This window comes from Labrys sp. (in: a-proteobacteria) (assembly GCF_047605565.1).
GTDB classification, from domain to species: Bacteria; Pseudomonadota; Alphaproteobacteria; order Rhizobiales; family Labraceae; genus Labrys; species Labrys neptuniae.
Genome location: NZ_JASGFM010000032.1, coordinates 1 through 14,716, shown reverse-complemented (window position 1 = coordinate 14,716; position 14,716 = coordinate 1). Strand labels below are relative to the sequence as shown.

The following is a 14,716-nucleotide window of genomic DNA, read 5'->3' as shown; positions in this document are numbered from 1 at the left end:
GCCATGCGGGTGGGAGGCCACGGTCGGTGAAACGGCTCAGGTCCCTGCTGAAATCGTTTCGTGAACGCCCGGCGATCGCAGCCGATTTCGACCCTGTCTTCTACGCCGCCCATCATCCCGATCTGCAGGGCCTGCCCAGTGCCGAGCGCCTGTGGGCCCATTATGTCGAGCATGGCCGACGCGAAGGGCGTCCACGCAATCTCGGCGAGGCAATCGCGGAGTGGGAGCGGCGCTTTGGTCCGCTACCACCCGCCTTCGACGTCACGGCCTATCGCCTCCTCAATGAGGACCTTGCCCTCGCTTACGTGCACGACCACCAGTTCATCCGCCATTTTCTCGAGCATGGCAGGCAGGAAGGCCGCCCCTTCCTCCTCGACATGCCGACCGGCGGAACGAACGCCGTTCCCGGCGCCTGGCCAGCTCTGTTCCGCACGCCCGAATTCACGGCGATGGCCCTGGATTGGCTGCCCTCGAGCGCCCTGTCGCGCGCCGAGGCGCTGCGCATCTTCGTGGAGAGTGGCATCGAGCGCCTCGCTCCGATCAGCTTCAAGCACGGCTTCGACCCGCAGTTCTATCGCCAGACCTACGGCCGGGCCGAGGCAACCGATGCGGCTGAGCTCTACCGGACCTGGCTCACCGAAGGCGTTTCGGCCGGCCGCGCGCCCAACGAAACCGCATTCCTGGAGCCCTATCTCGGGGGGCGCTGCTATCCCGCGGATTTCGCCTGGCAGGCCTATCGGGCGGGGCTGCCGCCGGCTGAAAGCGCCGGGATAGCCAATCGTGCCGGGGCCTTGGCGCACCTGTTCGAACGAGGCTTCGAGACAAATGGAGACGTCGGCGACATCGCCGGTTTCGATCTCCTGGCGGCAATCGGAGACTTTCAGCTCAGGCGTGGCCGTCTCGCCCTGGCGGCCCGAGCCTATGACCAGGCCGAGGCACGCGATGCGGCCGGGTTCGACGGCTCGCTGCTCTGTCGGCGCGGCAAGGCCCGACAGGCTCGATCCGCCGGCGAAGCCCTGTCCGATTTCCGCCTGGCAATCGCGCGAGACGACCATCCCTGGGATGCCGTGCAGGCAGCGATCGCCTTGTTGATCGGCGAAAACGCCTTCGAGCAGGCCCTGCACGTCCTGCGCGAACAACAGGAACGCTGGAACGAGCGTGCCGACTTCCTCGCCTGCGTCCATCGCACCCTTCAGGCCTGGTTCGATCATGCCAAGGCCGGCGCGCTCGAGCTCTACGCCCTCGGGAGGCGCAAGGAAGCCGACAGCGTGATCGAGGCCGCCCTCGCCGGCATTGAGGCGGCACTCGTCGCGCTCGACCGCCTGCCGCCCGCACTGCCGCTCCCAGCCGGGGGCACCGTCATCATTCTGGCCAACCAGCAGCTGCGCCAATGCCGGCACTATCGGGTGGAGCAGAAACTGCGCCAGTTCGAACAGGCCGGCTTGCAGGCCGAGGCCTTTGACGAGACACAGGCCGAGGCGTTCATTGCCGCTCTTGCCGGCGCCAAGGCCGCACTGTTCTATCGGGTGACCGCAACGCCTGCCGTGCAACGAGCCATTCTGCATGCCCGCGCCCTCGGCTTGCCGACCTATTACGAAATCGATGATCTCCTGTTCGACGGCCGCTATTTCCCACCGGACCTGTCGACCTATGAGGGACAGATCACGCCGCACGAGCACCTTCAGCTCCAGCTCGGGGTACCGCTCCATCGCTTCGCCATGAGGCTGTGCGACACGGCGATCGCCTCCACCTCCGCGCTCGCCCGGCACATGCAGCCGCTGGTTCGCCTGGGTAGGTCGCTGGTGCTGCCCAACGGGCTCGACGCGCGCAACGACGCCTTCCTCGCCCGCAGGCGCCAATTGCAGCCGTCCGACAAGCCGGTGACCTTGTTCTACGGATCAGGCACCAAGGCGCATAATCTCGATTTCACCCGGGAGCTTGCTCCCATTCTTCTCGACCTCCTGCGCGACTATCCGCAGTTGCGCCTGGTCGTCGCCGGTCATCTGCGGCTCGGGCCGGAATTCGCTGTTCATGCCGACCGGATCACCCGGGTCGGCTTCGTCGAGGATATCGACGAATATTGGAGTGTGCTGCAGGCCTGCGACATCAATCTCGCCGTGCTTTCGCCTGGAGGGAGCGCCGACTGCAAGAGCGAAATCAAATGGCTGGAGGCCGCCGCCTGCGCCATGCCATCCGTGGTCAGTGCCACCGCCACCTATCGCGAGGTGCTGTCGCACGGCGTCGACGGCTTTCTGGCCGAAAACGGGCAGGAATGGCGCGATTGCCTGAAGGCTCTGATCGACTCCCCCGAACTACGGCTGGACATCGGGAACCGGGCCCGCGAGAAAGCCCGGCAGCGCTACGCCCTCGACAGGGGCGCCGCCATTCTGGCCGAGACCTTCGCCCCCGCAGGACGCGAAAGCACCTCCCCGTCGTCATCATCGCCTCTCAAGGTACTGGTCTGCAATGTCTTCTTCGCACCGCAAAGCCATGGCGGCGCTACCCGCGTGGTGGAGGACAATGTCGATCACCTCATCGATCATTGCCCGGATATCGAGGTCAGTATCTTCGCCAGCGACGAGGGACGCCTGCCCTATGAGAGCCTGAGCTGTGACAGCTACAGAGGCCGTCCGGTCTTCCGGGTTTCCGTCCCACCGGCCCCTCTGCGGGACTGGCAGCCCTTCAACCCGAACCACGGCAGGCAATTCCGTCGAGTGCTCGATCTCGTCCAGCCGGACATCGTGCATTTCCATTGCATCCAGCGCCTCAGCGCTTCCATCGTCGAAGCCGCGGAGCAGGCCGGGATCCCCTATCTCATCACGCTCCATGACGGCTGGTGGCTCAGCGATTCCCAGTTCTTCATCGATCGCGATGGTATCCTGCGGCTGCCGGGTGAGAACCCGTTCGACACCTGCGCCGTCGAGGGGGTCAGCCTGCCGCAGTCGGTCGCGCGTCGCCAGGCACTGGCCGCGCTCCTGGGTAAGGCCGCGGCAGTGCTCGCCGTGTCGCAGTCCTTTGCCGCCCTCCATCGCGATGCCGGCATCGTCACAGCGGAGGCGCTGGAAAATGGCGTGCCCGCGCTGGAGCTCCATCCGCGCCGCCGCAGAACGGACGGCCGTCTCGCCCTTGGGCATCTGGGTGGCCGCTCGATCCAGAAAGGCGCGACCCTTGTCGAGGCCGCTCTCCGCAAAGGCCGTTTCGAGCGCCTGGCCCTGACCATGATCGATCACACCCTCGCACCGGATGAACGCCTGCCCACCTGTTGGGGCGCCACGCCGGTTCTCCTGCGCGGCCCCTGCCCTCCGTCAAAGGTGGCGGCGCTCTATGCCGAGCTCGACACGGTGCTGGCGCCTTCGGTCTGGCCGGAGAGCTTCGGCCTGGTCGCCCGCGAAGCGGCCTCGCTGGGCCTGCGCGTGGTGGCCTCCGACAGGGGAGCGATCGGCGAATGCATCCGCCTGCCCGAGCAAGGCGTGGTCATCGATGTCTCCAGCGATGCGGCGCTCACCGAGATCCTGGGGGCGATGAACGCCAATCCCGAGGCATGGCGGGCCGGATCCCCTCCAGCACAAGGCCTCCTGCGCAGGGCTGCAGACCAGGGCCGCGAACTGGCGGATCTCTATCGTGCCATTGCGCTGCGCTGAACGCAGCGCAATGGCACGTCTCAAGCCAGCCGGCGACGAATGACCCCGACCAGGCCGATACAGATGAACCAAGCCAGGATCGAGCCCAGCAGGACCACGCCGATACTGAGCCAGCGGCGCGGATAACGCGGTTCCTCGGCCTCGGCCGGCATTTCCACGGTATGCAGATAGAGCATTTTACGTTCGCTGTAGATGCGCGCCATGTTCAGGCTGATCGAGGCCTGGGCATAGCGTTTTTCCGCGATCTTCTGCTCGAGATCGAGATTGGCGAAGAGGCTGAGCTTCTGGGACAGGGCGCCCTTGTCGCCCTGCTGCTGCATCGTGGTGATGCGGTTCTGCACGCCCTTCACCTGCTCCTTGAGCGAGGCGATCCGCTGGGCCGCCAAGCGCATCTGGGGCGCATCGGCGGCAACATAGGCCGAGCGGGTCGCATATTCCGACTGCATCGTCAGCAACTGGCCCTCGAGCTGGGTCAGGAGCGTGCCCAGATTCTTGCTCTCTTCCTTGATGTCGAAGATCCCTTCCGCGTTACGGGCCTTCTCATAGGCGACGCGCGTGGTCTTGAGAGCCTCCCCGGCCAGCTGCAGATCCCGTTCCGACGCCGAGACGGTGTCCTTGAACATGCGCTCGTTGAGCTGGTTGATCATTGCCTCGCATTGCTGGATCACTGCGGTCGCGATCGTCTTCGCATCCGCGGCGCTGAACGCCCGCACGCGGAGCGTGACGATACCGGACGGCATGGACACCGCAGCCGAGGAGCGCCGTGTCCAATAATTCGTGAATTTCTCGATCGGCAACGCCGCATTGAAGCGGGAGAAACGGTCGATCTTGTCCGAGCTGTAATATTTACGCAGATCGATGGAGTCCTGCAGCTTGGCCACCAGGGCCTGGCTTTCGGCATAGGACACCACGATCATCGTATCCTGCACGATCGCGATCGGCGGCAGGCCGGTAGCCGAGCCGAGATCGTCCATCTTGGGCAGGGCACCGCTGGAGACCGTGAATTTGGCGATCGATTCATACTGGTCGGAAGCGATGAAGCCGAAATAGGCTATCGACGCGATATTGGGCAGAACCACGACGAGAACGAGCAGAACCAGGCGGATAATGCGCTCGCGCGCCCGCCGGCGCAGGCCCTGTGCCCCATAGAAGGCCTGTTTCGACCGGCTGGAGAAACGGGCACGACGCGAGGCATCGGACAGCGCCTTCGAGACGGACCGCACGCGTTCGATCGACCTGCTTTGCCGATCGTCGATTTCAGTCTGGATATCGTTCATCGATCCGTCAGCGGTTCAAACGGTTGTACATGGCAATGGCGTCGGGCACGTTCGGGTACATGGTCAGCCGGCCATCCGCCAGGACGCCGCCTCGGTCGCAAAAGGTCGAGATCGTCCCCATCGAATGAGAGACTACGATGAGGCCGGCATTCTTGCGCCGCTCGTCGAAGGCCTGGCGGCAGCGCAGCTGGAACTTGGCATCGCCGACGGCGATGATCTCGTCGATGAGATAGACGTCGAACTCGATCGCCATCGACAGGGCGAAGGCAAGTCGGGCCGCCATGCCGGAAGAATAGGTCTTGATGGGCACGTCGAGATAGTCGCCGAGTTCGGAGAAATCCTCCACGAAGCGGGCTGCCCTGGCAATGTCGGCGCCATAGGCCCTGGCGACGAAATGCACGTTCTCGCGGCCCGACATGGCGGGATGAAAGCCGCCTCCAAATCCGATCGGCCAGGATATGCGGACGGAGCGGCGGATCTTGCCGCCATTGGGCATCTCCGTCCCCGCAATCAGCCGCAGCAGAGTGGATTTCCCCGCCCCGTTCACGCCCATGAGGCCGTAGGCATAGGATGTATCGAAGATCATCGAGACACGGTCGAGGATCATCTTTCGATGTTTCTCGACCTTGTAGTACTTCGTCACATTGCTGAGTTGAATCATGTCGACCGAAGAACTGCCATCCAGGATTGACGCCCCGTCCCTCGCGGACGGTGACACCATATCAGCTTCACGCCCAATTCACTATTCAAATGGCCGGGCATCGGCATCACTGCGACCGATGGAGGGCAGGCAGGACCTGCGACAGGGCTTCCCTATACCTGTCCTCGTTGTGCTCTGATTGGAGCCTGTCGCAGCAGCCTTGCCGGAGACGATGCCACAACTCTTCGGAACGGTAGAGCCGGACGATCGCAGCGGCGAACCCCTCCGTGTCATCGACTGATACGGACAGCACTTCCCGCTCGTTGCTCCAGCCAAGCTGCCCGAGAAGCAGGTCGGTGATCACGGCGGGCACACCGAACGAGGCCGCTTCATAGACCTTGTAGGGCGTCCCGGCAGCAAAGCGCGTCGGCGCGATGGCAATGCGACAGCTATCGTAGATCGGAGCGAGATCGGCCACGGGCCCGTGCCAGGTGACCCGGCTATGCGACAGGAAACGGTCGAGGGCCAGGCCGGGGGCGACATGCCCGACCAGGTTGAGCCGGGTTTCCCAGCCGAGCTCCGCCTCGACGAGCGGCAGGATTTCCTCGATGAACCAGTTCAATGAATCGTAGTTGGGCGTGTTCTCGGCATAGAGGCTGCCGACGAAGAGGAGGCCGGCCCGATCCTGGAAGCTGCGAGGGGTCGGGGTGACGGGCCGGTAGGTCCCCACCACCCTGGCATGGGGGAAGCCGAATTTGTGCAGCACGGCGGCTTCAGACGGACTGACGGTGACGATCTCCTGGCAGAAATGGCCGTGCTCGAATTCCCGCGCCATGGCCTCGCCGAGATCGAAGGGCCTGTTTTCACGCTTCGCCTGCAGCTCCTCCCGCAGCGAGAAGACCGCTTCCGTATCAAGGACGACGCTCGTCTTGTTCGGGTTGAGATTGAGATCTTCAAGGTATCTATAAAGAAAATTCAGATTGTGAGCGCGGCAAATCCAGATACAATCAAAATAATTCTTTCGATCATTAATGAATTTATTGAAGTCATGATGATTGAGATCGTGAATGATCTCGACGTTATCAGGAAAATCCGCATAGATTTCGGCAATCGGCGCTGCAGTCCCGTGGACCGGAAAGACCGTCACCTGATAGCCCATCCCCGCCATCACGCGGATGAGGTCGTTGCTCCGGACCGCACCGGCTCCCAGGCCGCGCAGCGGAATATAGTCCTCGACATAGAGGATCTTCGGCTGGGTCTTGCCGGCAAAACGCGCCTCCAGCAGGGCTTCCGGCGTGTTCGGAAAACGATGCTTCAATGCCTGCAAATGTTTGGCATGGAAAGCCTTCTGGTTCTTGTGCATCAGCCCGAAAGCGGCGCCCGAGTCACGCGAGCTGCCATATTCGTAATGGTAGACCACCACATTGGGATCGTAGACGACGCGGTAGCCTTCCTTCCACACCTGCAGGCAGAGGTCGGCGTCTTCGTAGTAGGCCGGGGCGAATTGCGGATCGAAGCCGCCGATCTGTGCAATCAGATCGGCGCGCGCCATCAGGAAGACCCCGGAGACGAAATCGACGTCGCGGACGAAATTCGCTTCCGGGCTGAGCGGCGCCCAGTCCCGCATATAGCCGTTGGTCTTGCCGTCCCGCCAGATGATGCAGCCGGCCTCCTGCAGCTTTTCATTGGTGCGGATCACCTTCGCGCCGACCACGCCGATCTGCGGATCGGCCTCCAGCCGCGCCATGGCGGCGGCGATCGCCCCGGTGGAAAGCCTCACATCATTGTTCAGGAACAGGATGGCGGGGGCATTCGCATGCAGAAGCGCGCTGTTGCAGGCATGAATGAAGCCGATATTGGTCTCGAAGCGCAGATGGACCATGCCCCTGACATAGCGCTGGATCTGCTTGACCTCGTCCGTCGAACCCGAGTCGACCAGGATGAGCTGGATCCCGCCGGCGTAGTTGTCCCGTAGTGACGCCAGGGTCATCAAGGTCATGGCCAGGTGGTTGTGCACCACCACGATGACGCAGACATCGGCGCGGCCTTCGACGGTGAAGTCGATCGGCCGGCGCGCATGCTGGGGAGCCATGTTCTCGGCATGGCTGAGAAACAGGGCGCGGGCCTGCTTCTCCGGCACGTCGATCGGGGCGCCGGTCGGCGCGAAGGGCAGCCCCTTCAGGAGACCGACGGTGAGGAGATGGGCGAAGGGATCGGCCACCTTGGCCAGTTCTGCATTGACCACCACGCTGGAGCGGCGGGCCCAGTAATATTGCAGATTGATATAGTTGGTCGGGTTGCGCAGCTCATGTTGGCCATAGCGCAGGAAATGCAGATAGGCATTGCGGAACCACTTGCCCCGGCCGATGACCTTCTCGATGTCGCTATAGCGTTCGATATAGAAACGCTCGCGGAAATATTCGAGCGGATCGAAAGACGATGGATCCGGGTTCGACAGATAGTGATGCAGAGCGCCTTTGAACTGCTGCTCCGCAACGGCCTGCTCGACCTCGGGATAGTGCAGACAATACCAGGCGGCATCGAAATAGGGCGAGGTGGGGACATCCCCCCTGCCCTCGTCGATCCAGGCCAAATAATGCTGAAACGCGCCCGTGGCGGTCGGGACCGGCTGGCCGACAATGTCGGCCATGTGCCGGCGATAGATTTGCGGCGAGAACAGCAGATGGGCCTGCCGCCCTTCCTGGGCACCCCTTTTCAGATAGTGGTCGTAGAGATTGGCAAAGCCCCCCTTGATCAGGGCGGCATCGGTCAAATCCGCGTAGAGCTGGCGATAGAACCCCGGTTCGAACAGCCAGTGTGCGGAGCGCTCGTTGCGCCCGCTCTGGCAATAATGCTCGAAACCGCAGGTGATCCGCCCCTCGGCGATCGCCTGGGCCACCTGCTCATGCTCGGAAACGTAGAAAGCCTCGTCGAAATAACGATTGGGCGAGTGCCCGAGCTTCATGCCCTGGGTGAGATAGAACTCCAGGGGATCCGCCTCTTCGGCGGCAATGGGATAGGTTCGCCGATACCAGTCCGGGTCGAACCGACCCCATAACGGCCCGCCTCCGCCAGCCGAACCCGTGAGCGTGTCCAGAACCACCCCTTCCAACGCCTTCCACTCCCCCAATATCCGGCAGCGCCTGAGCAACGCCTCTCGGAAAAACGAGCTTCTTCTACAACTCTTTGTTTCTGCTTGTCTTTGTGGCTTCGAGCGACGTCATCGGGCGCAAAGATCAAGCTTCATCTGGTGCCACTTCCCTTGGTGCTGCCGAAATCGGCAAAGAAGGTCTTGCGCTTGCCCTTCAGCCAGTCGCGATCCTCCGGGCTTGCATCCTCGTCTTCCACGAAGTCGCCGGTCATGAAATAGGGCCAGGGCTGCTGTTCGGGCGCGCGCTTGAGAATGTCGCGGTAGATCGCGATCAGGTCGCGCGCCTGGTCCGCGGCGGTGCGGGGCTTGACGGCCAGGGCCGGCGGCGAAGCGAGATAGCGCTCGGGGGAAGCGTTGATCTCTTCGAGCGTACTCAACAAAGGTTCGATCGTGGCGACGTCGAGCACCCAGCCATTGACGTCATGCTCGATGCCTTCTCCGATCGCCCCGCGGTCGGAGGCGATCACCCACAGGCCGGCGGACGTGGCTTCGCGCGAGACCAGGCCGAAGCTCTCGGGCCAGACCGAGGGCACCAGCAGGACGTCCTGCTGCGCGTAGAGCGTGTGCATGTCTTCCTGCTTGGTCTTGCCGACGAAGCGGACCAGCGTCTCGCCCCAACGCGTTTCCAGGACCGGCCCGCCAAAGCGCTGATGATCGACGATCGTCAGTTCGAGATTGGCAAAGCGCCCCTGCTTGAAGGCGGCCTGCACGAGGTGGAAGCCCTTGTGGTGGGTTTCGCCACTGACCTGGACCAGGCGTACCTTGCCATTGGGGGAGCGGGTCTTCCTGATGCGTTCCATCGCCGGCACGCCATTGGGCACCGAACGCGCTGCGGGGTAGCCGGCGCGATGCATGATCTGGGTGAACGCATCCGAGACCCCCAGGATGGCGGCGGAGCGTTCGAGCAGGATGCGCAGGCGACGGCGGCGTTCGAGCGAACGCCCGATCGATTTGCCGAAGGGAGGCCTGGAGGGCAGCGCCTCCTCCGGCTCGACCGGCGCGCCGGTGATATCGGTCAGGAAGTTGTAATCGGAGACCCACCAGCCGTCATGGACGGTGTTGATATAGGGCACGCCTGCCCGGATGCAGGCGGTCATCAGCGAGGCACTCCCCCGCTGTGGGGAATGGATATGCACCAGATCGGGCCGCCAGAATTCCAGCACGCGGGCGAAGAGCTGGCCATAGCGCTCGTTGAAGGGCCGCCACTCCTGGATGTCCTCGATCGGGGAATTGGCCCGGAAGACCGGGATGCCCTTATAGTTCTCGACCCGCAGCTGGTAGGGCTTGCGGTTGTCATTGTCCGACGTCATCACCGCAAAATCACATTCGGTGGCAAAGTTCGAGCCGATGAAGCTGTCGATATTGTCCCTGATGACGCGGGTCGAGCCACCGATGGTCTGCGGTGGAAAGAAGATGTTGAAGAACAGGATGCGCTTCTTGCGCCGGGAAAGCTGCAGCCGGGTGTCGCTGCGATTGAAGGCGGGTGCCAGCAGCTCCTTGAACCGTTCGGCATTGCGCTCGAGGCTGTGGAAGCTCACGGCCTTGGCGCGCGCCGCCTCGGCCATGGCCTGACGGCGCTCGGGCGAGCGGATCAGGGTCTCGAGCGCGGTTTCCCACTCCTCGGGCGTACGCGCGAGAAAGGCGTCGACACCGTCTTCGAGCACTTCCTCATAGCGATGGGTGGCGCTGACCACCGAAGGCACGTTGAAGGCGGCGGCCTCCAGCCACTTGATCTCGCTCTTGCCGTTGGTGGTCGGCGCCGGCACGAGCACGGCCATGTTGACGTCGGCTTCGGCCAGCAAGGACCAATAGGACTGCACGTCCTTGGTCCATTCGAGCTGGGTGATACGCTCGCGCACCGCATCGAAACGCTCGTCAAGCGACAGATAGCCCACCACCATCAGGCGCACATTCGGGTGGCGCTCCATCAGGTTCAGCAACGGCCCGCCGACGAGATCGAGGAAGTCGCTGTTATGCGCCTTGGTGCCCGAGCCGTAGAACAGCACGACGTCATCGTTGCGCCGCACGCGCGGAATGCGCTGCTGGAAATGGTCGGCGTCATGGCTGTCGATGCCGTTGGGCAGGACGAAGCAGCGGCCGGTGCGCACCAGCTTTTCCATGTAGCCGGCGAGCAGGGTCGTGGAGGCGATGCCATAGTCGCACATCGCAAGCGCCGCCCGGAACAGGGGCACCCCCATCTGCAGCGAATGATAGAAGCTCTTGCTGACCGAGGCGCCATAGGTCTCGATCGGCTCGGGATAATGGGTGCCGTCGAAGATCAGGTCATCGATGTCGTAATAGCTGGGGATGCCGAGCGCCCGGCAGATCGAGATCGCCCGGATGTTCGACGGCAGGGCCGGCAGGCGATAGAAGATGGCGGCGCTGGCCCCCGGCATGGCCGTGATGAAGTCATCCACCTCCGCCTGGGTGTAGACTTCCAGCTTGAGGCCGGCCACCTTGGCGATCTCGATCTTCTGGGTCACGCGATATTGCGTGCATTGCCGCAAATCGACATTGGCCAGCATCACCACGCGCTGATCGGGCGTTGCCGGCAGCGGCGGGCCGGGCGGATCGAAGGTGTTCCACCAGCTTGCGATGTCGGCGACCACCTTGGTCATGACATCGTCCGCTTCCTGGCGGCGCTCCTTGGCATAGAGTTCCTCGGCCGCCATCCAGGCTTCCCGGAACGCGGCATCGATGGTCTGGCGCAGCGCCTCGCGCCAACGGATGTCGCCGCCGGAAGCCGTCCGGGTCTGGAGAAGCACCTCCACGGCCTGCTCGGGCTCGCGCAGCTTCAAGGCAGCCTCGATCGCCTTGACGGCGGTCTGGACCTGGATCGAGCCGGCGTCGATGGCCTGGCGATAGAGGGGTAGCGCCTCCTCCCACTTTTCCCGCGCGGCCAGGCAATCGGCCCAGCGCTCCCGTTCCACCGGCCCAAGCGGGCCCTTGCGGTCGAGGAAGGCATAGAGGCTGGCCGCACGGTCGGGATTGCGCGCCTTCAAGGCGCCTGCCAGGGCCAGCAGGAAGTCCTGGCCGCCGCTCGGGCCGAGCGGAATCTCATGCGCCGGGATCGCGTCGTTGACGGTGAGATGATAGAGCAGGTCCCAGCGATGCTTGGGCGTTACGCCAGGCCGGCTGCCATAGGCCCGCCAGTCGAACCCGGCCGGATATTCGAGCAAGGCAAGGCCGTGCAGCTTGAGATGTTCGGCGGCATTGCCGGGCACCTTGGCTTTCAGACCAGTAAACAGCCAATATTGATAGAGTTCGGCCGACGTCTTGCCGGCCTGCGCCGGATTGGCATCGGCAAAATAGACCGGATCGAAGGCGTGCACGAAGGAGATCGGCGCCAGGCGCTCGAATCCTTCGCGGATCATCGCCTGCAGGGCCTCCTGCTTGTTGGCGGCCTCCCCGACCCAGCGCGAGTTGAGAAGGTTGAACTCCTCAAGATTGAGGAAGCGCAGCCAATACCCGTCCTGCAGCCCCTCGCTCTGCGCGAGCTGGTCCAGCGTCGCGACCGCGCCGGCCGGTTTGCCGATGGATTGATAATGCTCCAGCAGGGCGTCGTTCGGTATCTGGATGCCCTTGAAATAGAGGGCACGGTAGAGATCGGCATCGAACTGGTAGGGAACGCGCCCTTCCTTGCGGCCATGCAGCAGGAAGTGCCTGGCGGCCGCATAGGACGAACCGAGGGAGGAGAGGTCGGAATAGCGCTCGATATATTCCTTCCAGTCGAACAGCTCCGGCAATTTGCCATGCTCGGCCTCGAGCTCGGCAATGTAGTGGCCGATACCCTTCTCGCTATAGAGACGACCTTCCGCCGCCCCATGGCTGGCATAGTGCTTTTCGGCCCTGGCCTGCGAGAAGGATTGCAGATCGGTGTGGGCGCTGACGTAGACCTGCCAGTCGAAATCACTCGGTAGATTGAGGTCCGGATTGGCCTGATACCCCGACGACGCGAAAGAAGGCATCTTCTTGATCGGTGCCAATTTTGTCCAGAAACGAGAGCTCTTGCCCATACTACACCGGTATTCAAACACGCTTTTGGTTCCGATCGCGGCGGCCGGTCAGTACCGGTCCTGCATCCGCGTCTCGGGCGGTAGAGACACCCCATCAAACGGGGAGGCTTAGCCAAATGGCAAAACAATCATCCTTGGGCTTCAAGCTCCTGATCAAGACCTACATCGATACGTCGAACACATTACTATCTGTTGACGATCGCCGTCGCCATGACAATTACATCTTGGTCCAGCACGACATGTGGTTTGTGGATATAGTGCCACGGGAAATCGCAGGGGCGGAAAAAGACTGCAGGCGATTCAGCTCTTGCCCGTTGTCCTCTTCCGGCTGGTGATCTTTATCGGTTCGGCAGCAAATATCACGCAATTTCACGAGCCGGATCGCGCGATAAAAACTGCAGAGGAGAAACACCGTCCGTCATGAATACAGCAATGAATGCATCATTGCGGCGATTCCACCTTGTCTTTCGAAAACTTTTGCCAGCCACGAACGCTCCCGCTACGCCACCGCGTTTCGGCCGGCCGAACCATCGGCTGCACTGCCGCCCTCGCTCGGATCGACCCGGTAGGCCGACAGTTTTGTGTGAAGGTGGATCTCGATCAGGACCGGGGCGGAGCCGTCATAATCCAGCAGGTCGGCGGGCAACCGGGCGTCCCCGTTCGACCAGCGCCACATGACCTGCCCCTCGCGTTCGCAGGCATAAAATCCGTGTTCCAGCCTGGGATGGTCGAGCGCGACCTCGCGAAGGCCATGCTCGCCGCGCAGGCAGATGCGCCCGACAGCCACGCCGAGCACACGGTCATCGTCCTCCACAGCTTCGACCTGGCCGGATCGCGAGACGAGGCGCGCCTGCCTGAAGTCCGGCGGCACGACAAAGGTATGAATGGCGCCTTCGATCGAGACCGGCCGACATTCGCGTTGATCGAACCAGAGGCGCAGGGCAGGATCCCCCACCATCCTGGGATCCGCCGTTTCGGCCGGAGGCAAGGAATCCAACATGTCCCTACCCTTCATGGCCCGGAAGGGACAGGAGACAGGCCTGAGGGCCGGTGCGAATGCAACGGCTTCGCAAAACTGACCGACACCAGGCAATCCCTTCCGAGGTTAGGAGCCAACCCGTCGCTCGCAGGCGGCGACGCGGCGGCGTTAATACCTATTTTGATTTTATATAATTCTACTTTTGGCTAATCCAGCCCATTTCTGGAATGGCAATGCGATGCCCGGGGACGCTCTGACCGGTCGTCATGGCAAGGCTGCAGCATTCTCCGCCGAGGCCGGCAGGTTTTCGGCTGGGAAACCGTTGAAAAAAACGAGGAGTCCTGCACCGGGAACGAGACGAGGAGCTTGCATCTCACCCAGGCGCGGGCGCCTCATCCATCATCGGATTCGCGCTGATTCGTCTGGCGTTCCAGCCATTTCTGCGCGCTCAGTTTCCGGCTCGGGCTGAGCATGCGATAGAGTGCGATGAGATCGGCCTCGTCGGGCGACAGGGTGATCTCGATACGCTCTTCGGCGAGCCCGTTCAGCAAAGTGTCTTCCCCGACACCCAACGCCTGGCACAAAGCCGTCAGATGCTTGTTGACGCTGCCCTCTCGCCCGGTTTCCCAGAAGGCGACCGCCGCACGCGAAACCTCGACCGCATCGGCAAGCTGCTGCTGGGTCATGCCGGCGGCCTGCCGCAATGCCCGGATCCGTTTTCCAAGTTCGGCGCTGGGTGAAACCTTCTGTCCCGCCTCGGCATCCTGATCGGTCAATTCAGCGCCGTTCTCGGCAATCCAGCGCCGGAACGCACTGCGGGAGGCCTCCTGCGGCGCATCATCGGCCGATTGCGACGCCAGGCGATAGAGCACCTTGCCCTTGAAGACATCGACGACGATTCGCTGGGAATCCTCGCGACCGGAAGACATCCAAATCTGGCCAGGCTGCAGGATCGTGGCGTAGCGCATGCCCCTGAAAAGCATGTCAGCCAGCCCTGTTCAAGGGCTGGCTG

At 62.9% G+C, this 14,716-nt stretch carries 7 protein-coding genes; 1 reads left to right on the top strand and 6 read right to left on the bottom strand.

The window, feature by feature from the left end:
* Window positions 1–26 precede the first annotated feature (26 nt).
* On the top strand, window positions 27–3,641 hold the full coding sequence (locus tag QM672_RS23560; RefSeq protein ID WP_415085510.1) for a glycosyltransferase: 3,615 nt from the start codon (window positions 27–29) through the stop codon (window positions 3,639–3,641).
* Between the two features lie 20 nt (window positions 3,642–3,661).
* Here the strand turns inward: QM672_RS23560 and QM672_RS23555 are convergent, their stop codons facing one another.
* The 6 genes from QM672_RS23555 to QM672_RS23530 form a co-directional block, all read right to left on the bottom strand.
* Entirely contained in the window at window positions 3,662–4,918 is a 1,257-nt protein-coding gene (locus QM672_RS23555; RefSeq protein ID WP_311933012.1) for a lipopolysaccharide biosynthesis protein, read from the bottom strand.
* Between the two features lie 7 nt (window positions 4,919–4,925).
* Window positions 4,926–5,579: an ABC transporter ATP-binding protein gene (locus tag QM672_RS23550; RefSeq protein ID WP_415085508.1), complete on the bottom strand. Its 654-nt coding sequence runs from the start codon at window positions 5,577–5,579 to the stop codon at window positions 4,926–4,928.
* A gap of 106 nt (window positions 5,580–5,685) precedes the next feature.
* A complete protein-coding gene (locus tag QM672_RS23545; RefSeq protein WP_415085591.1) occupies window positions 5,686–8,661 on the bottom strand; it encodes a glycosyltransferase in 2,976 nt (991 codons plus the stop codon).
* A gap of 140 nt (window positions 8,662–8,801) precedes the next feature.
* Window positions 8,802–12,677: a glycosyltransferase gene (locus tag QM672_RS23540; RefSeq protein WP_415085506.1), complete on the bottom strand. Its 3,876-nt coding sequence runs from the start codon at window positions 12,675–12,677 to the stop codon at window positions 8,802–8,804.
* A gap of 547 nt (window positions 12,678–13,224) precedes the next feature.
* Window positions 13,225–13,725 (bottom strand): hypothetical protein, encoded by a 501-nt coding sequence (locus QM672_RS23535; RefSeq protein ID WP_415085504.1) that lies wholly within the window; start codon window positions 13,723–13,725, stop codon window positions 13,225–13,227.
* A gap of 371 nt (window positions 13,726–14,096) precedes the next feature.
* Window positions 14,097–14,687, bottom strand: a complete 591-nt coding sequence (locus tag QM672_RS23530) for a helix-turn-helix domain-containing protein (RefSeq protein WP_415085502.1) — start codon at window positions 14,685–14,687, stop codon at window positions 14,097–14,099.
* Window positions 14,688–14,716 lie beyond the last annotated feature (29 nt).

What these genes read in the sequence shown, in the direction of transcription:
- QM672_RS23555 (WP_311933012.1), bottom strand. Translation starts at nt 4,918, where the DNA reads ATGAACGATATCCAGACTGAAATCGACGATCGGCAAAGCAGGTCGATC.
- QM672_RS23550 (WP_415085508.1), bottom strand. Translation starts at nt 5,579, where the DNA reads ATGATTCAACTCAGCAATGTGACGAAGTACTACAAGGTCGAGAAACAT.
- QM672_RS23540 (WP_415085506.1), bottom strand. Translation starts at nt 12,677, where the DNA reads ATGCCTTCTTTCGCGTCGTCGGGGTATCAGGCCAATCCGGACCTCAAT.
- QM672_RS23535 (WP_415085504.1), bottom strand. Translation starts at nt 13,725, where the DNA reads ATGTTGGATTCCTTGCCTCCGGCCGAAACGGCGGATCCCAGGATGGTG.
- QM672_RS23530 (WP_415085502.1), bottom strand. Translation starts at nt 14,687, where the DNA reads ATGCTTTTCAGGGGCATGCGCTACGCCACGATCCTGCAGCCTGGCCAG.